The 18,497-nt window shown below is 57.5% G+C and carries 15 protein-coding genes; 1 reads left to right on the top strand and 14 read right to left on the bottom strand.

Annotated features, from left to right (window positions below; genetic code table 11):
- Window positions 1-317 precede the first annotated feature (317 nt).
- A complete protein-coding gene (locus LN244_RS05305) occupies window positions 318-1,373 on the bottom strand; it encodes an ABC transporter ATP-binding protein (protein WP_239041806.1) in 1,056 nt (351 codons plus the stop codon).
- A 59-nt stretch (window positions 1,374-1,432) separates the two neighbouring features.
- Window positions 1,433-1,972, bottom strand: a complete 540-nt coding sequence (gene ampD, locus LN244_RS05300; protein ID WP_239041805.1) for a 1,6-anhydro-N-acetylmuramyl-L-alanine amidase AmpD — start codon at window positions 1,970-1,972, stop codon at window positions 1,433-1,435.
- A gap of 102 nt (window positions 1,973-2,074) precedes the next feature.
- On the opposite strand from ampD, the gene nadC reads away from it, so the two are divergent.
- Window positions 2,075-2,920, top strand: a complete 846-nt coding sequence (nadC, locus tag LN244_RS05295; RefSeq protein ID WP_239041804.1) for a carboxylating nicotinate-nucleotide diphosphorylase — start codon at window positions 2,075-2,077, stop codon at window positions 2,918-2,920.
- Between the two features lie 92 nt (window positions 2,921-3,012).
- Here nadC and LN244_RS05290 read toward each other — a convergent pair whose 3' ends face one another.
- The 12 genes from LN244_RS05290 to murD all read right to left on the bottom strand — a co-directional run bounded on the left by LN244_RS05290 (window position 3,013) and on the right by murD (window position 18,494).
- Window positions 3,013-3,948, bottom strand: coding sequence for a Nudix family hydrolase (locus LN244_RS05290; RefSeq protein ID WP_239041803.1), 936 nt, complete (start codon window positions 3,946-3,948; stop codon window positions 3,013-3,015).
- Between the two features lie 3 nt (window positions 3,949-3,951).
- A complete protein-coding gene (gene argJ / locus LN244_RS05285) occupies window positions 3,952-5,169 on the bottom strand; it encodes a bifunctional glutamate N-acetyltransferase/amino-acid acetyltransferase ArgJ (RefSeq protein ID WP_239041802.1) in 1,218 nt (405 codons plus the stop codon).
- Between the two features lie 24 nt (window positions 5,170-5,193).
- Complete coding sequence (secA, locus tag LN244_RS05280; protein WP_239041801.1) at window positions 5,194-7,938, bottom strand: preprotein translocase subunit SecA; 2,745 nt, start codon at window positions 7,936-7,938, stop codon at window positions 5,194-5,196.
- Window positions 7,939-8,144: 206 nt separating this feature from the next.
- Entirely contained in the window at window positions 8,145-9,059 is a 915-nt protein-coding gene (lpxC, locus tag LN244_RS05275) for a UDP-3-O-acyl-N-acetylglucosamine deacetylase (protein WP_239041800.1), read from the bottom strand.
- A gap of 97 nt (window positions 9,060-9,156) precedes the next feature.
- Entirely contained in the window at window positions 9,157-10,335 is a 1,179-nt protein-coding gene (gene ftsZ, locus LN244_RS05270; RefSeq protein WP_239041799.1) for a cell division protein FtsZ, read from the bottom strand.
- 69 nt (window positions 10,336-10,404) lie between these two features.
- Complete coding sequence (gene ftsA, locus LN244_RS05265) at window positions 10,405-11,694, bottom strand: cell division protein FtsA (protein ID WP_239041798.1); 1,290 nt, start codon at window positions 11,692-11,694, stop codon at window positions 10,405-10,407.
- Window positions 11,684-12,442 carry a cell division protein FtsQ/DivIB gene (locus tag LN244_RS05260; RefSeq protein WP_239041797.1) on the bottom strand — a complete coding sequence of 253 codons (759 nt, stop codon included), beginning with the start codon at window positions 12,440-12,442 and terminating at the stop codon, window positions 11,684-11,686. The genes ftsA and LN244_RS05260 overlap by 11 nt, the downstream gene beginning before the upstream one ends.
- Window positions 12,443-12,444: 2 nt before the next feature.
- Window positions 12,445-13,389, bottom strand: coding sequence for a D-alanine--D-alanine ligase (locus tag LN244_RS05255; RefSeq protein WP_239041796.1), 945 nt, complete (start codon window positions 13,387-13,389; stop codon window positions 12,445-12,447).
- On the bottom strand, window positions 13,386-14,795 hold the full coding sequence (murC, locus tag LN244_RS05250) for a UDP-N-acetylmuramate--L-alanine ligase (RefSeq protein WP_239042368.1): 1,410 nt from the start codon (window positions 14,793-14,795) through the stop codon (window positions 13,386-13,388). Before murC ends, LN244_RS05255 begins: the two co-directional genes overlap by 4 nt.
- Before the next feature lie 41 nt (window positions 14,796-14,836).
- Window positions 14,837-15,919: an undecaprenyldiphospho-muramoylpentapeptide beta-N-acetylglucosaminyltransferase gene (gene murG / locus LN244_RS05245; protein ID WP_239041795.1), complete on the bottom strand. Its 1,083-nt coding sequence runs from the start codon at window positions 15,917-15,919 to the stop codon at window positions 14,837-14,839.
- Entirely contained in the window at window positions 15,916-17,148 is a 1,233-nt protein-coding gene (gene ftsW, locus LN244_RS05240; RefSeq protein ID WP_338037885.1) for a putative lipid II flippase FtsW, read from the bottom strand. The genes murG and ftsW overlap by 4 nt, the downstream gene beginning before the upstream one ends.
- Window positions 17,145-18,494: a UDP-N-acetylmuramoyl-L-alanine--D-glutamate ligase gene (murD, locus tag LN244_RS05235; protein WP_239041794.1), complete on the bottom strand. Its 1,350-nt coding sequence runs from the start codon at window positions 18,492-18,494 to the stop codon at window positions 17,145-17,147. Before murD ends, ftsW begins: the two co-directional genes overlap by 4 nt.
- Window positions 18,495-18,497 lie beyond the last annotated feature (3 nt).

Here is an 18,497-nt window from a genome sequence, read left to right as displayed (position 1 = left end):
TAACATTATAGACATGCGTGTTTTTACTCAAGCAAACAGCTCGTGCGAGGATTTTAACCAACTGACTTTACGAGAAAATCGATGAGTCACAGCCATTTTCCTCCGTTGAAAACAAGCATGCGTACAGGTATGAGAGTGCAGGCACAGTTTCCTGCAACACAATATCCATAATCGTTTGATACTGAACCATTTCAGACCATGAATCCAGTCGAAAATGCGCTTCAGGCATGCACTACCCCCTATCCTTAGCCCTGAAAAATGGGTATTCGGGGTGTCTTTCGCAGGCTCTGTGCCAAGCCTGCTTCAGCGGATCGGGGTCAACGGATAGGACAGGAAGAAAAAACGATAGGACGGTGAACCGCTACGTGCACGCTCAGCTGCTCACCTTCAGCATAACGGTGCAAGCCCTGCTCCAGCACTTCGACTTCACGTCCGGACCCCAGACGCAGACGGTAGAGCACCTGGCTGCCCTGAAACTCGGAGCTGAGAATGACGCCTGGCACACCTCCCTCATGGCTCAGATAGAGGTCACCGGGACGCAGGAAGAGTTGAACGTCACAGCCGCCATCCACGCCCAAAGGCTCGGCAAACTCCAGCAGCCCAAGCTCTGTTTCGACAGCCATGGTTTCCAGCACACGACCACTGAACAGTTCGCCCTTGCCGACAAAGGCAGCCACTTCCGGGGTCGCCGGCTGGAAATACAGGGCTTCGGGAGTTCCCCACTGCTGCACCTTGCCTGCCGAGAGGATGCCGATCTTGTCACTGATGGTGAAGGCTTCCTGTTGATCATGGGTCACCATGATCGCCGCAATATCACGCTGCTTGAGGATATGGCGTACCTCCTGAGACAGCTGACGTCGCAGATCGGTATCCAGGTTGGAGAAAGGCTCATCCATCAACAGCAGACGGGGGTTGGGGGCCAGTGCGCGCGCCAGAGCAACACGCTGCTGCTGGCCACCGGAGAGTTCATGCGGATAACGACCGCTCAGATCAGGAAGCTCTACCAGATCCAGCACTTCCTGAACGCGCTTGCGCTTTTCATTACGGCCCAGACTACTCAGGCCAAACGCGATGTTGTCCGCGATGCTCAGATGTGGAAACAGCGCATAGTCCTGAAACACCATGCCCATGCCACGCTTCTCCGGCGGTACAACCTGCTGCGGACTGCTGATCACTTGTTCACCCAGACGCACAACCCCTGCCTGAGGGTTGATAAAGCCGGCAATGGCTCTCAATACGGTGGTCTTGCCACAGCCACTCGGTCCCAGCAGGCAGGCGATTTCGCCCTGCTCCATCGACAGAGCAACGCCATCCAGCACTGTCTGCGACTGATAAGCACATTTAAGACCTTCAATACTGAGCAAAGCGGCCATGCTGTCCTCGGGACGAAAGAATTACGGGTTGCATATCATAATTGAAAACGATTCTCAGATCATCCAAGAGATCGCCGGTAGCGTGACCAGTCGAAGACAGAACCGGGATCGGTCTTGCGGCCCGGGGCGATATTACTGTGACTGGTAATACGGTCTTTCGTCAGCTGCGGATAGGCCCGCATCAACGCCCGGGTCACCACAGCCAACGCCTCATACTGGGCATCGGTATAGGGGGTATGATCGGTACCTTCCAGTTCAATGCCGATGGAAAAGTCATTGCAGGCCTCACGCCCCTCAAAGATCGATTTTCCGGCATGCCAGGCGCGACGATCAAAAGGCACAAACTGGGTCATGGTTCCGTCCCGCTCGATGAGCAGGTGCGCCGACACTTCCATTCCCTGAATTTCAGCGAAATAGGGATGCTCATCAGGATCCAGCCGGTTGGTAAACAGTTCGGTCACATGCCCGCCGCCGAACTGTCCCGGTGGCAGGCTGATGTTGTGGATGACCAACAGTGAAATTTCCCCCTCCGGGCGCTCATTGCAGTTCGGCGAGGGTATGTAGGTGGCATCCGTAATACGATGATCAATGATATCCATGGACTGGGTGTTCGCAGACTCTGGCCAGACAGCATACTCAGACTGTCCTATTTCCGTTAAAATGCGCGCTCCATAGTACATCATAGGGACAGGCCCGCCACCATGCTGACGCTGACCGAGCTCAAACCGATCATTGAAGAAAATGTGCGCACCGCCCTGCTGGAAGATGTAGGCAACGGTGACATTACCGCTGAACTGATTCCGGCCAGTGACCAGAAGAAAGCCCGGGTGATCTCACGCCAGACCGCCGTTGTGTGCGGCCAGGCCTGGGTTGACGAGGTGTTCCGCCAGGTGGACCCCAGTGTGAAAGTGGAGTGGCTGGTTCAGGATGGGGACCTGGTTGAGCGCGATCAGGTGCTGTTCCGTCTGGAAGGTTCCGCACGTTCCCTGCTGACCGGTGAACGTGCAGCGCTGAACTTTCTGCAGACGCTGTCGGGCACCGCGACAGTGAGTCACGAATACGCCCAGCGCGTTGCCGGTACTCCTGTGACGCTGCTGGATACACGCAAGACCATCCCCGGCCTGCGCATGGCGCAGAAATACGCCGTGAGCTGCGGTGGCTGCTCCAACCATCGTATCGGTCTCTACGATGCCTTCCTGATCAAGGAAAACCACATCATGGCCTGCGGCGGCATTGAACAGGCTATCGAGACGGCGCGCCGTAATCACCCGGGCAAGCCGGTGGAAATCGAAGTGGAAACCGAAGAGCAGCTGGAACGTGCGCTGGTGGCGGGTGCCGATATCGTCATGCTGGACAATTTCAGCCCTGAACGGATGATCGCCGCAGTGAAGCAGACCGCTGGCCGTGCCAAGCTGGAAGCCTCAGGCAATATTACCGATGCAACACTGCTGGATTACGCCAACACCGGCGTGGACTACATTTCCATTGGTGCACTGACCAAGCATTGCCAGGCCGTCGACCTGTCCATGCGCATCATCGAGGATTAAGCAGAGCCAAAGACTCGGCGTAATTGGCCTGAAACAAAAAACGGCACCTCCAAGTGAGTGTGCCGTTTTTTATGCCTGCCGCGCTGTACCGATTACCACCATGCCGAAATCGCCGCGATGCCCTGGGCTCCCTGCTCACGCGCCCTGCTCAGGTCGGCTTCATCCAGTCCACCCAGCGCATAAACCGGCAGCGTACATTCAGCTACCCACTCGGCAAAACATGGCCAGCCCAGAGCCGGTTCTCCCGGATGGGACGAGGTCGGCTGAACAGGTGACAGGGTGATAAAGTCGAGCCCTTTTTCCTCAGCCATTCGGATCTGCTCAGGGTTATGACAAGAAGCACTCAGCCAGCGGCCGTTAAATTCGGCTCGATCACCCAGCGCCAGTAGACGTTCCGAGGTCAGATGCAGGTGCTCGGCTCCAAGCGCATTGGCCTGCTCCACCGAGGTGTTCACGCCAAGACATGCGCCCTGCTGCTGACACAATGGCAGCAATGCTTTGAAGAGGTCCGCAAATTCGCACTCGGAGAGAGTCTTGGCCCTCAGCATGACCTGTTTGATACCCTGCCCCAAAGCCGCCTGCAAACGCTCGGCATATTCCTGTTGTGTGGCAGCTGAACCGGTAATCAACATTCGCTCAGGCAAACGTGCCGCCGCAACAATTGGCGTATTCGCAGCCGGGAAGTCATATTCATCCAACTGTTCAGGAGCGACCCAGCAGATCGGCTGACCCTCTGCTCCATGCGCCTCACCCTTAAAGCCATCGACGTCCCATACATCCAGCAGCACGGATTTGTCGGGATAATGATGAGGAATCAGGATGAGCGGACGGGCAGAGGTGACTTGAATACCCAGTTCTTCCTGCAGTTCACGCGCCAGTGCGTCTGCTACAGGCTCATTGGGCTCCACTTTGCCGCCGGGAAATTCCCAAAGGCCACCCTGATGCTTATCGTCAGGACGGCGGGCAATCAGAATATGACCGCGGCGGTCACGAATGACGGCCGCGGCAACGTGGATCAGTTTGGGCATGAATCAGCTGCGATAATCCGCGTTGATGCTGACGTAATCATGGGAAAGGTCAGTCGTCCAGACACGTTCGGTCACCTGGCCACGATTCAGGACTACGCGGATCAGAATCTCTTCGCCATCCATTACCGCCTGACCGGCTTCTTCGGTATAGCTGGCTGCACGACCACCATTTTCAACGATACAAACGTCGTTGAGGTAGATCTGCAGGGCTTCAAGATCCAGATTATCGATACCGGCACGTCCCACACAGGCCAGGATACGGCCCCAGTTCGGATCACTGGCGAAGAGCGCGGTCTTGACCAGCGGCGAGTGAGCGATGGTGTAAGCAACGTCGAGCGCTTCCTGGCTGGTCCCGGCCGACTCAACACAGACCTCGACAAACTTGGTTGCCCCTTCGCCGTCGCGCACGATGGCCTGTGCCAGCGACAGCATCACACGCTCCAGTGCTTCGGTAAACAGGGCCGCCAGCTCGTAGTCAGAGCCGTCAACACGCACACCACTGGTACCGGTCGCGACCAGCATGCAAGAGTCGTTGGTCGAAGTGTCACCGTCAACCGTGATGCGGTTGAATGAACGATCTGCAACCTTGCTCATCCACTGCTGCAGCAGCTCCTGCGGCACTTCGGCATCGGTCGCAACATAGCCCAGCATGGTTGCCATATTGGGCATGATCATACCGGAGCCTTTGGAGATACCGGTCAGGGTAATGGTTTTGCCCTGGTATTCGATCTGTTCGCTGGCCGCCTTGGGACGAGTGTCAGTGGTCATGATGCCCCAGGCTGCCTGCTCCCAGTTGTCCTCGGACAGATCAGCCTTGGCATCTTCCAGCACGTTGACGATCTTGCTGACCGGCAGCGGCTCACCAATAACCCCAGTGGAGAAGGGCAACACGGCTTCAACCGGCACATCGCAGCGCTCGGCCAGAGCCTGACAACAGGCCATGGCATCCACCATGCCCTTTTCACCGGTACCCGCGTTGGCATTACCGGTATTCACCAGCAGGTAACGAATCGGAGATGTCGCCAGATGCTGTTTGCAAATCCGTACCGGTGCGGCACAAAACGCATTCAGGGTGAATACGCCTGCCACCGAGCTGCCTTCGGCCAGCTCCATCAGCACCACGTCACGTCGGCCCGGTTTCTTGATCCCCGCGGATGCGATACCGAGACGAAACCCTTTCACCGGATGTAATTGAGGCAAAGTAGCCGGACCAACTGCCATGATGCTTGTTTTCCTTCGTAATGATTAACTGAGTTTACCGTGACACTGCTTGTACTTCTTGCCGGAGCCACACGGGCAGGGCTCGTTGCGCCCTACTTTTGGCGTTTCACGCTTGAAGGGCTCGGCATTATCACCCTGATCAGCAGCGTCGGGTGCGTCCTGCTGTTCTCCCATGCCACTGCTCTGGGCATGCTCGAAATTCATTTTTTGACGTTCGGCCTGAGCGCGGCGCTCTTCTTCCATCCGCTCCACTTCTTCAGGCTGACGTACCTGAACGTGGCTCAGAATACGTACCACGTCACGCTTGATATTTTCCAGCAGATCCTGGAACAGGGCAAAGGCTTCACGCTTATATTCCTGTTTCGGGTTTTTCTGCGCATAACCCCGCAAGTGGATACCCTGACGCAGCAGGTCCATGGTCTGCAGGTGTTCTTTCCACAGCGTGTCCAGTACCTGCAGCATTACCTGCTTCTCGAACATGCGCAACGTCTGAGCACCTACAGCCTCTTCCTTCGCCTGATAGGCCACCAGAATTTCACTGCGAATCTTCTCGCGCAGCGTTTCTTCGTGCAGAGAGTCATCTTCATCCAGCCACTGCTGTATCGGCAGCTTGAGCGCAAATTCGGTTTCTAGCGCCTTTTCAAGACCAGGGATATCCCACATCTCTTCCAGGCTCTGTGGCGGCACATGCTCACTGATCGTGTTGTCGATCACTTCGTCACGAACCGACTCGATGGTTTCAGAGATATCGTCGGACGCCATCACTTCGTTACGCTGATCATAGATCACGCTACGCTGGTCGTTCGCCACGTCATCGTACTCAAGCAGCGCCTTACGAATGTCGAAGTTGCGGCCTTCTACCTTGCGCTGGGCTTTCTCGATGGCGTTGGTCACCATCTTGTGCTCGATCGCTTCGCCCTTCTCCATGCCCAGAGCCTGCATGAATGAACGGACGCGCTCGGAGGCGAAAATGCGCATCAGGTCATCTTCCAGCGACAGGAAGAAACGGGACGAGCCCGGGTCACCCTGACGACCGGCACGGCCTCGAAGCTGGTTGTCGATACGACGGGACTCATGTCGTTCGGTACCGATAATATGCAAACCACCGGCTTCCAGTACCTGCTCGTGACGCTTGCGCCACTCTTCACGCGCCTCGTCAACCTGAGCATCATTCACATCTTCGCCCAGTGCAGCAATTTCCGCTTCGAGCTTGCCACCCAGCATGATGTCGGTACCACGACCGGCCATGTTGGTTGCGATGGTGACTGCGCCAGGACGTCCGGCTTCAGCAATGATGTCAGCCTCACGACCGTGGTTCTTGGCGTTCAGCGTGTTGTGCGGAATCTTTTCCTTGTTCAACAGTGCTGACAGCAGCTCCGAAGATTCCACTGACGCCGTACCGACCAGCACCGGACGGTTATGCTCACGGCAATAACGAATCTCTTTGACGATCGCCTGGTATTTCTCCTCCATGGTGAGGAAAACGATGTCGTTGTAGTCCTTACGCTGTACAGGACGGTTGGTCGGAATCACCACCACGTCCAGACCGTAGATCTGGCGCAGTTCGTACGCTTCTGTGTCGGCAGTACCGGTCATACCGGACAGCTTTTCGTACAGGCGGAAGTAGTTCTGGAAAGTCGTGGAAGCCAGGGTCTGGCTTTCCATCTGGATCTGTACACCTTCCTTCGCTTCCACCGCCTGGTGCAGACCTTCTGACCAGCGGCGCCCCGGCATGATACGGCCAGTATGCTCGTCAACGATAACGATCTGGCCGTTCTGAATGATGTAGTCCTTGTCACGCTGGAACAGGTAGTGAGCACGCAGGCCCGCCAGCACGTGGTGCAACAGGTTCAGGTTCTGAGGTGCATAAAGGCTCTCACCTTCCTGCAGCATGGCGTGTTCGATCAGCAGATCCTCGACCAGCTGATGGCCGGATTCAGTCAGCTCTACGGTACGGTTCTTTTCGTCGACAACGAAGTGCTCATCGATAACCTGAGTCGTGTCCTTGGGATCGATCTCACCATGGAACTGTTTCAGCTCAGGAATCAGCTGATTGATCTTGTGATAGGTCGCGGAGCTGTCTTCGGCAGGTCCGGAGATGATCAACGGCGTACGCGCCTCGTCGATCAGGATGGAGTCCACCTCATCGACCACGGCAAAATGGAAATCGCGCTGCACCTTGTCGTTGATGCTGAACGCCATGTTGTCGCGCAGGTAGTCGAAACCGAACTCGTTGTTGGTACCGTAGGTGATGTCGGCCGCATAGGCTGCACGCTTGGACTCAGAATCCTGACCCGAGAAAACAACACCGACCGTCAGCCCGAGTGATTCATAGAGCGGACGCATCCAGCTGGCGTCACGCTGTGCCAGATAGTCGTTCACGGTCACAACATGAACGCCCTTACCCGGCAGTGCGTTGAGGTATACGGCCAGGGTAGCGACAAGAGTTTTACCCTCACCGGTCTTCATCTCGGCAACCTTGCCGTCATGCAGCACCATGCCACCGATCAGCTGAACATCGAAATGGCGCATTCCCATGACGCGTTTGGAAGCTTCACGGACCGCCGCAAAGGCTTCGGGCAGCAGTTTGTCCAGCGCCTCGCCCTGCTCAAGCCGTTCACGGAAAGCAACCGTCTGTCCCTTGAGATCGGCATCTGAGAGTGCCTCGAAACTCGCTTCCAGATCGTTGATCTGCTTGACGACCTTGCCCAGTCGCTTCAGCTCACGATCGTTTTTACTTCCCAGTATCTTCTTGAACAGTGACAGCATAATTCGACTTTTAACCGGTTGAATGCAAAGACCTGCTCCTGCACCGCAGCAATCTTTGCCAGAAAAATGGATACGACATTCTACCTGTATTGGGGCGGATAATTGAATGTCAATGGCGCGGAATTTTGATCTGTCTTATTAGCGGCCAGACAGGAAGCCCAAAAACACAAAAGCCGGCATTTGAAAGCCGGCTTTTGAGGTAAGGTTCAACCCGCCGCGACAGGACGGTGGTAGGAGATAGGCACAGGGTTTGCCTGATCCTCGAAGGTCACGGTTTCCCAGGCTCCCTCGGTTGCCAGCAGCTTGCGCAGCAGCATGTTGTTCAGATAGTGACCGGACTTGTGACCGTAGAATTCACCAATCAGGCTCTTGCCCAGCAAGTAGAGATCACCGATCGCGTCCAGCACCTTGTGCTTAACGAACTCGTCTTCGTAGCGCAGGCCGTCTTCGTTGAGAATCTTGAAGTCGTCTACGACGATCGCGTTTTCGAAGCTGCCACCGAGTACCAGATTCTGCGAACGCAGATATTCGATATCACGCATGAAACCGAAGGTGCGAGCGCGGCTGACTTCTTTCACGAAGGAAGTACTGGAGAAGTCCAGCACTGCTTCCATGTTACGGTTGGCAAAAGCCGGATGGTCGAACTCGATGCAGAAGCCCACCTTGAAGCCATTGAACGGCTTGAAGGTTGCCGTTTTGCCTTCATGGCTTACGGTGACTTCCTGCTTGATCCGGATGAATTCCTTCGGCGCGCTCTGCTCTTCGATACCTGCAGACTGGATCAGAAAGACGAAAGGTGCCGCACTGCCGTCCATGATCGGCACTTCTTCGGCGCTCAGCTCTACATAGGCATTATCAATACCCAAGCCCGCCAGTGCGGAAAGCAGGTGCTCAACCGTGGCAACACGTACACCATCACGCGCCAGATTGGTCGACAGCGTGGTATCTGCAACATTGTCAGCGCGGGCCTCAATCTCGAAAACAGGATCCAGGTCCACTCGGCGGAATACGATACCGGTATGGACCGGTGCCGGCTTCAGCGTCAGGTACACCTTCTGACCAGTGTGAAGACCGACGCCAGTGGCCTTGATGCTGTTTTTGAGTGTGCGCTGTTTGATCATCCGCTATGCCAACCTGAATTTACAAAAATATCTTGAAATTTTAACAAACCCGACACCCTTTATACAATTGGCACAGGCCCGTCAGGCTGACTATTTTTCAGTCAGCCTGACGACGCAGGAAGGTCGGGATGTCCAGGCTTCCGTAGTCGTCCTTATGGGACTTCTCAGCTGTGGCATCCTGTTTGGGCTTATCCACAAGTGCCTCTTCGCGCTGACGGCGCAGAATGGTTGGCAGCTCAATTTCGTCCAGGTTCAATGAGCCATCAGGCTTGCGGCTGTTGGCGCTGTTCCCGTGAACGACTGTCATTTCCGGCTCACGGGCACGATCCAGCCCGGTCGCAACAACGGTGACTTTCAGCTCATCACCCAGTGACGGGTCGATGACGGTGCCCACCACGATGGTTGCGTCTTCATCGGCATACTGCTCGACGATGTTACCCACCTCAGTGAACTCACCCAGGCTCAGGTCTTCACCGGCGGCGATGTTGACCAGAATACCGCTGGCACCGCGCAGGTCGATATCTTCCAGCAGCGGGCTGCGAATGGCGGCTTCTGCAGCCTCTTCAGCACGGTTGTCACCACGGGCAACGGCTGTCCCCATCATCGCCATGCCCATCTCAGACATAACGGTGCGCACGTCAGCGAAGTCAACGTTGATCATGCCCGGACGGGTAATCAGATCGGCAATGCCCTGCACCGCACCTTTCAGAACATCGTTGGCGGCGCTGAAAGCGTTGACCAGACTGCAGTTTTTGCCCAGCACCTGCATCAGCTTCTCGTTGGGGATGATAATCAGCGAGTCCACTGCATCACGCAGCTCGGCGATGCCGGCTTCCGCAATTTTCATGCGCTTGCGGCCTTCGAACGGGAACGGACGGGTCACGACCGCAACCGTCAGAATGCCCAGTTCACGAGCCACTTCCGCTACGATGGGCGCAGCACCAGTGCCGGTACCACCGCCCATGCCGGCGGTGATAAACACCATGTCAGCACCGGACAGGGTCTCTGCGAGCCTGTCACGATCCTCCAGAGCCGCCTGTCGGCCGATCTCCGGGTTCGCGCCCGCGCCCAGGCCCTTGGTCAGCTCACCGCCGATATGCAGTGCCGTACGGGCGGCGTTGCGGCTGAGCGCCTGAGCATCGGTGTTGGCACAGATGAACTCAACCCCCTCGACCTCGGTATCGACCATGTATTGCACGGCGTTACCGCCGCCGCCCCCCACACCAATCACCTTGATCAGTGCGCTCTGCGTTACGCTTTCTACCAGTTCAAACATCTTTTCCTCCTCTCCGGACGCCTCTCACTACCTTCCGGCATCTCCGGCGACTAACTAAAAATTGAATGCTTAAAAGTTGCCCTGCAACCAGGTCTTGAACCGCTTCAGGTAATCCCCCAGCCCCGGACGTGGCTCCCGCTCCAGAATCGGTACCAGCTCCTGTGTCGGTGACGATTCTGCCGCGATCGGCGCCATCGGGACCTCATGATCCTGACGAGCGTAATGCAGCAAACCGATACTGGTGGCATAGATCGGGTTACTCAACTGCGCTTCCATTCCACGGATGCCTTGCGGCTTGGCCAGTCGTACCGGCATATGGAAGATTTCTTCCGCCAGCTCGACAGCCCCTTCCATCTTGGAGGTCCCGCCGGTCAACACGATCCCGGCTGCCACCAGGTCCTCAAAACCACTCCGACGCAGTTCAGCCTGCACCAGAGTGAACAGTTCTTCGTAGCGCGGCTCAACGACTTCCGCGAGCGCCTGACGCGACAAATCCCGAGCCGGACGATCGCCTACGCTCGGGACCTTGATCATCTCGTCCGCCTGCGCCAGCTGAGCCAGCGCACAGGCATACTTGATCTTGATCTGCTCTGCATGCTGAGTCGGAGTACGCAATGCCATGGCAATATCATTGGTCACCTGATCACCCGCGATCGGGATCACGGCTGTATGGCGAATGGAGCCACCGGTAAAGACGGCAATATCCGTGGTACCACCACCAATATCGACAATGCAGACCCCCAGGTCCTTCTCGTCCTCAGTCAGCACGGAATAGCTGGATGCCAGCTGCTCCAGGACGACCGCATCCACTTCAAGGCCGCAGCGACGAATACATTTCTCGATATTCTGGATAGCATTGGTCGCACCGGTTACCAGGTGCACCTTGGCCTCAAGACGGACCCCGGACATACCCAGCGGTTCCTTGATCCCCTCCTGATTATCGATCAGGTACTCCTGTGGCAGGATGTGCAGGATTTTCTGATCGGCCGGAATCGCCACCGCACGAGCCGCATCAATCACACGCTCGAGGTCGTAGTCGGACACTTCACGATCACGTACTGCCACAATGCCATGGGAATTCAGGCTGCTGATATGGCTGCCTGCGATGCCCACGGTCACACCGTGTACCTTGCAGCCTGCCATCAGTTCGGCCTCTTCCACCGCCCGCTGAATCGAGCTCACCGTGGATTCGATATTGACCACGACACCACGTTTGAGACCTCGCGAGGGGTGTGACCCCACTCCGACAATCTCGATCGTGCCCTGGGGCGTCACTTCACCGACCAGGCAGACCACTTTCGAGGTGCCGATATCGAGTGCAACGATCATGTTGCCTGCCATGTCACCCTTAACCTGCATTGTTATTACCTGCTCCTGCGCGCCAACTCACGGCCACGCCATTGGTATAGCGAATATCAACCTGTTCTATCTGCCCTGCCCGACTCGCCAGGCTCTGTTGATAGATACGAATAAACCTTTTCAGCCTCGGCACCAGTTCTTCACGACCTGCAATCACGCGAATGCCGTTATCCAGTTCCAGCGTCCACGCACCGCGCGACTCCAGCATCAATCCCGTCAGGCGCAATCCGGCCGCCGAGAACATGCGATTCAAATCGTGGTACTGCTGCATGATCCTGACCGTTTCATGCGCAGGCCCCGTCAGTTTTGGCAGCGCCGCATACTCGGGCTTGAGCTCGGGCCAGAAAATATCGCCCTGATGATTGAGCAGCCCTTTATCACCCCAGCGCGCAACGGGAACCTCTTCCTCCAGCACCACCTCAACCGCCGGTGGCCACTGTCGACGTACACTCGCGTTGTGCACCCAGGGATCCTGTACCAGCCGTTCCTGCAGTACTTTCAAGTCCAACTGCAACAGCGGTCGATCCAGTCCGGCCGCCAGCGTCTGCGCCAGCAGTGTCTTGTCCAGGTGACGGGTTGCTCCCCCCACACGCACCTCGGCGACCGGCTGGTTCAGCCAGCTCCATAACTCTCGCAACACCGAACTGCCGACACCCAAAAACACGACCAACAGAGTCAGGATGACAACGGCACGCCAGTGGCGGTCAAGGCCCTGTCCGGTTGCATCCTGAGTCTCTGTACCGGTCATGATTACGCCTCAGCAATGCTCAGAATTTCGACCACCAGCTGCTCGAAGCTGATGCCGGCTTCTCGCGCGGCCATAGGCACCAGACTGTGATCAGTCATGCCGGGCGCCGTGTTGACTTCCAGCAACTGAAAATGCCCGTCAGCATCCATCATCGCGTCGATACGTCCCCAGCCACGGCAGCCAGCCACATTGAAAGCCTGCAACGCCAGCTGCTGCAACGTTTCCGTCTGCGCTTCTGTCAGTCGGGTATCAAAGTGGTAATGCGTATCCGCAGCGGCGTACTTGGCATCGAAATCGTAAAAATCATGCGGCGTTTCCAGTCGAATCACCGGCAGCGCCTGTCCGTTGAGCAGTGCAATGGTGAACTCGGGACCATTTACCCACTGCTCGGCAATGACACAGCTGTCATACTCGCTGGCGGCCGCATATGCGCTTTCCAGCTCTGCACGACTGCGCACCTTGCTCATGCCGATGCTGGAGCCTTCGTGCGCGGGTTTGACCATCATCGGGTACCCCAGCTGAGCCTCAACCATGCCCAGATCCGTATTGGCATCCAGTACGGCAAAAGCGGGGGTTGGCAAGCCGGCACCCTGCCACAGCTGCTTACAGCGCAGCTTGTCCATGCCCAGCGCCGAAGCGGCGACACCACTGCCGGTATAGGGTTTGCCCATCATTTCCAGCAGTCCCTGAATGGTGCCGTCCTCGCCACCGCGACCGTGCAGAATCAGGAATGCACGATCAAACTGGCTGTCCAGCAGCTGAGCCACCGGGTTGGCACCGGCATTGCCCAGATCAATACCGAAGGCATCAACACCCGCAGCCTGAAGCCCCTTCAGTACTTCATGACCACTGCGCAGCGAGATCTCGCGCTCGGCAGAGGTCCCCCCCATGATCACGGCCACGCGCCCGAATGCTGCCACGTCTCTTGATTGCATCAGATCACTCATTTATCTGTCCCCTTGGCTTTTGCCACCAGGGATTCATTGATCAACTGGTGTGCCAGGCTGGTGATATTGCCGGCTCCCTGAGTCAGCAGCAGGTCTCCGGGCTGCAGTACATTGCGCAGAATATCCGCTACCCCTTCCGGGCCTTCCACAAACACGGGCTCCACACCACGCTGGCGGATACTGCGACAAAGACTGCGCGAATCGGCTCCCGGTATCGGCTCTTCACCCGCCGGATAGACTTCCATCAGCAACAACAGGTCAACCTCAGACAGCACCTTGACGAAGTCTTCATAGAGGTCGCGGGTACGGGTATATCGGTGCGGCTGGTGAATCATCACCAGACGTCGCTCAGGCCAGCCTTCACGGATCGCCTTGATAACCGCTTGCACCTCGGTCGGATGATGACCGTAGTCGTCCACGAGGGTCACTTCGCCCCCGGCCACCGGCAACTCGCCCAGCACCTGGAAGCGGCGGCCCACGCCCTCAAAACGATCCAGTGCACGTACAATAGCGCCTTCATCGATGCCTTCATCAAGTGCAACCACAATGCAGGCCAACGCATTCAGCACATTGTGACGGCCCGGCATATTGACACAAACATCAAGCGGCGGCAGGTTGCCAGGACGCATGACCGTAAAGCAGGTTCTCATCCCCTGCTGACGAATATCGACGGCACGGTAGTCTGCTTCCTCATGAAAGCCATAGGTCAGCACGGGACGGCTGACTTCCGGCAGAATCTCGCGCACCACAGGATCTTCTGTGCAGAGCACCGCCAGCCCATAGAACGGGAGGTTATGCAGGAAGTTGACAAATGTCTGCTTCAGCTTGCCGAAGTCACCACCGTAGGTGTCCATATGATCGGCGTCGATGTTGGTCACAATCGATACCATCGGCTGCAGATGCAGGAATGAAGCATCGCTCTCGTCTGCCTCCGCGACCAGATAACGGCTGCCACCCAGCTGCGCATTGGTACCGGCACTGTTCAAACGACCGCCAATTACGAAGGTCGGATCCAGTCCCGCCTCCGCCATGATGGATGCCATCAGACTGGTCGTCGTGGTCTTGCCATGGGTACCCGCCACCGCAATACCGTGACGGTAACGCATCAGTTCAGCCAGCATCTCGGCACGGCGCACAATCGGGATACGCAATTCGCGTGCTGCCAAAACTTCAGGATTATCCGCCTTGACCGCCGTTGAGGTGACAACCACATCAGCACGACTGACATTGCTTTGCGCGTGACCGATGAAGATCTCGGCTCCCAGCGCCTGCAGACGTTCAGTGGTCGCCGACGGGCGGATATCGGAACCACTGATTTCGTAGCCCTGATTCAGTAGTACTTCGGCAATACCGCACATGCCAACGCCACCGATACCGACGAAGTGAATCCGACGGATACGACGCATTTCAGGCACTTCATACACTTTTACACTGCGGTTTACCGCTTTCACTGCATTACCTCCAGGCAGACCGCTGCCACCCTGTCACTGGCATCGGGGCGCGCCTGCTGTCGGGCACGCCGGGCCATATCCAATAATCTGTTACGTTCACTCAGTTCCGTCAGCAGCTGCGCCAAACGGTCAGCATCCAGATCGGCCTGCTGAATGACCTGAGCAGCACCGGCCTGCTGCAAGTGCTGAGCATTGGCTGTCTGATGGTCATCGACCGCATGGGGAAAGGGCACAAAAACCGCAGCCAGACCGGCAATTTCAATTTCACTCACCGTCAGTGCTCCAGCGCGGCACAACACCAGATCGGCCCAACCGTAGGCCTTGTCCATACGGTCAATAAAGGGAACCACACTGGCTTCTACCCCAGCCTCGGCATAAGCCTGCTGCGTAACGTCCAAATGGCGCTTGCCGGTCTGATGCCATACCTGTGGGCGCTGCTCAGGCGGCAACTTGGCCAATGCCTGAGGCAGAACCTGATTGATTGCCAGCGCGCCCAGGCTGCCGCCAACCACCAGCAACCGCAGCGCCCCTTCGCGGCCCGCCATTCTCTGCTCCGGAGCATCCAGATCAAGAATGGGACCACGCACCGGGTTGCCGGTGGTTTCCACCCCCTTGCGGCCGGCAAAGGCCTGTGGAAATGCCTGAAGAACACGCGCGGCAAAACGCGCCAGCGTCTTGTTGGTCATACCGGGAATGGCATTCTGCTCGTGCACCACCAGCGGGGTGCGCAGCAGCCAGGCCGCCAGACCACCGGGGCCAGAAGCGAAACCACCCATGCCAAGCACTGCATCCGGGCGCACCCGACGCAGCACGGCCAACGCCTGCCCCAATGCATTGGCCAGGCGGAAGGGTGCCAGCAACAAGCTTAACCGCCCCTTGCCACGCAGTCCGGTGACGGAAATTCGGTGCAGCGGGATGCCAGCAGCCGGAACGATCTCGTTTTCGATTCCGGTGCGGCTGCCCAGCCATTCGACCTCGACACCCTGCTGCTGCAGCTTCTCGGCTGTTGCCAGCGCCGGGAACACATGCCCACCGGTGCCGCCTGCCATGATCAGCACTTTGCGTGCCCGGGTGCTCATTCCGTTTTCTCCTCAAGTCTCAGTAACCGCCGTAACCAGGGCAGCTCTCGCGGCTGAAGATTCAACCGCTGACATTTCAATTCGTAATCGACACGCAGCACGATGGCGATCATAGTGGCGCACACCAGCAGACTGGAGCCGCCGTAACTGAGCAGCGGCAGTGTCAGCCCCTTGGTTGGCAGTGCGCCGACATTCACACCGATGTTGATCAGTGCCTGACCCGCAATAATGAAACCGAACCCATAGGTCAGGTAAGCCATGTAAAAACGCTGCTGTTTTTCTGCCTGACGCCCAATTCGGAAGATCCGGGCCACCATTAAGACGTAAAGCCCGATGATCAACAGCGCACCAACAAGCCCGAGTTCCTCGGCCAACACTGAATAGACGAAGTCGGTATGAGCCTCGGGCAGATAAAACAGCTTCTGCACACTGTTGCCCAGCCCCGTTCCAAACCAGTCACCCCGCCCAAAGGCGATCTGTGCCTGAGACAGCTGATACCCGGCACCGAAGGGATCTGCCCAGGGGTCGGTAAAGCTTTTCAAACGCTCCATTCGGTAGGGCTGCGCAAACGCCAGCAAGGCGATCAGTCCACCACCGCCCAGCACGACAACCACCAACTGAGCGAACTGCATGCCACCCAGAAAGACGATCCCGGCGACCGTACCCACCATCACCACCAGGGCACCATAGTCAGGTTCCGCCAGCAGCAGCGCACCGTACACCCCCATCGGCAGAGCCGGCTTGATCACGCCCCACCAGCTGCTGCGGACTTCGTCCAGACGACGGACCAGATAGCCGCTGACAAAGATGACCATACAGGCCTTGGCGATTTCGGAGGCCTGCAGGTTAACCGGCCCCAGCCCGATCCAGCGGCGGGAGCCATTCACTTCACGCCCAATGCCGGGAATCAACACCAGAATGAGCAAAACCAGACCAAAGACCAGCAGCGGCACACTGTACTTTTCCCAGGTGCGGACCGGAATGAAGGCCGCAACAGTGGCGCATGCAAGCCCCAGCAACACGAAACTGCCGTGGCGGATGATGAAATGGGCGGGCGACCCGAAATCACGCGCGGCCACATCCATCGACGCCGACGTAATCATGACCAGTCCCGTCAGCATCAATGCCAGCGCGCAGCACAACAACAGCGGGTCCATCGGGGCCATGCCCTCCGGTACTCGCATGCGTGCCGGCAGTGCCGGTATTGGAAGCCTCAGGCCCAGTTTCACGTCAGCGCCTCCACTGCCTGAACGAAGCATTGGCCACGTTCGGCATAACCGGTGAACATGTCAAAACTGGCACAGGCCGGTGAAAGGAGCACGATATCACCGGCGCGGGCCAGTTCATGAGCTTTGGCAACAGCCGCCTGCATCGAGTCAGCAAAATGCGTCCGGTTGGGCGAGACTTCGGCGGCAATCAGCTTGGCATCACGACCGATCAGGATCAGGTCGCGACTGAAACGCTGCAATGGAGCGTCAAGCTCTGCAAACGACTGTTCCTTGCCTACGCCTCCTGCGATCAGTATCAGCTGCGCCCCTTCATCAAGAGTTGCCCCCAACCCATCCAGAGCCGCCAGTGTGGCACCCACATTGGTACCCTTGGAATCGTTGAAGTAGCTGACACCGTTCACTTCGGCAATCCACTGACAGCGATGTTCCAGTCCGGGAAACACCTGCAGTGCGGCCAGCGCTGCTTCGCGCGGAATCGACACGGCATCGGCCAGGGCCAGCGCGGCCAGAGCATTGGCCAGATTGTGGCGGCCCCGGATTTTCAGAGCCGACTCCGGCAACAAATTTTCCAGACCGCAGGCGAGCCAGGTTTCACCGTCATGCTCGCGCAATCCGTACTGCTTCAGATCAGGCTCGTTGAGACCAAAGGTGCGCAGCTCAACGCCTTGTGCCAGCAACGGCTGGGTCAGTGCATCCTGACGGTTGGCCACCACCACCGAAGCGCCACGATAAATCCGCTGCTTGGTGAGGGTGTAATCCTGCATGCCCGCGTAGCGATCCAGATGATCAGGGCTCACATTGAGCACCGTCGCCGCAGCCGCTCGCAGTTCATGAGTGGTTTCGAGCTGGAAGCTGGACAGCTCCAGCACGTAGAGCTCCGCCGGATCCAGCAGCAGATCCAGTGCCGGGGTGCCGATATTGCCCCCCACGCCCACGTTCAAACCGGCCTGCTGTGCCATCAAGCCCACCAACGTCGTCACGGTACTCTTGGCGTTAGAGCCTGTAATCGCAACGATAGGGGCTTTCGCTTCACGACAGAACAGATCGATATCTCCGATCAGAGCTGCACCGGCGCTGGTCGCAGCCTGAATCGCGGGATGTCGCTTGTCGATGCCGGGGCTGATCACCAGCTCTTGCACCTGACTCATCCAGTCAGCGTCCAGCTCACCCAGACGCAGTTCGACGCCCGGAAACTCTGCTCTGAAGCTGTCTGCCGCAGCAGGAGCCTCACGGGTATCGCAGATCGCAAAGGGAACTCCCTTGCGATGGAGATAGCGCGCACAGGAGAGTCCGGTCTGGCCCAGACCGATGATAATGCGCTGTTTGTCAGTCGTGATCAGACTCACACT

It is taken from the genome of Marinobacterium sediminicola, assembly GCF_022343685.1.
Taxonomy (GTDB): Bacteria; Pseudomonadota; Gammaproteobacteria; order Pseudomonadales; family Balneatricaceae; genus Marinobacterium; species Marinobacterium sediminicola.
The sequence above is the reverse complement of the archived record's forward strand: the minus strand, read 5'-3'. Positions and strand labels throughout refer to the sequence as shown.

Coding starts and splice junctions, on each gene's coding strand:
- LN244_RS05305 (WP_239041806.1), bottom strand. CDS start 1,373: ATGGCCGCTTTGCTCAGTATTGAAGGTCTTAAATGTGCTTATCAGTCG.
- ampD (WP_239041805.1), bottom strand. CDS start 1,972: ATGGATATCATTGATCATCGTATTACGGATGCCACCTACATACCCTCG.
- nadC (WP_239041804.1), top strand. CDS start 2,075: ATGCTGACGCTGACCGAGCTCAAACCGATCATTGAAGAAAATGTGCGC.
- LN244_RS05290 (WP_239041803.1), bottom strand. CDS start 3,948: ATGCCCAAACTGATCCACGTTGCCGCGGCCGTCATTCGTGACCGCCGC.
- argJ (WP_239041802.1), bottom strand. CDS start 5,169: ATGGCAGTTGGTCCGGCTACTTTGCCTCAATTACATCCGGTGAAAGGG.
- secA (WP_239041801.1), bottom strand. CDS start 7,938: ATGCTGTCACTGTTCAAGAAGATACTGGGAAGTAAAAACGATCGTGAG.
- lpxC (WP_239041800.1), bottom strand. CDS start 9,059: ATGATCAAACAGCGCACACTCAAAAACAGCATCAAGGCCACTGGCGTC.
- ftsZ (WP_239041799.1), bottom strand. CDS start 10,335: ATGTTTGAACTGGTAGAAAGCGTAACGCAGAGCGCACTGATCAAGGTG.
- ftsA (WP_239041798.1), bottom strand. CDS start 11,694: ATGCAGGTTAAGGGTGACATGGCAGGCAACATGATCGTTGCACTCGAT.
- LN244_RS05260 (WP_239041797.1), bottom strand. CDS start 12,442: ATGACCGGTACAGAGACTCAGGATGCAACCGGACAGGGCCTTGACCGC.
- LN244_RS05255 (WP_239041796.1), bottom strand. CDS start 13,389: ATGAGTGATCTGATGCAATCAAGAGACGTGGCAGCATTCGGGCGCGTG.
- murC (WP_239042368.1), bottom strand. CDS start 14,795: ATGCGTCGTATCCGTCGGATTCACTTCGTCGGTATCGGTGGCGTTGGC.
- murG (WP_239041795.1), bottom strand. CDS start 15,919: ATGAGCACCCGGGCACGCAAAGTGCTGATCATGGCAGGCGGCACCGGT.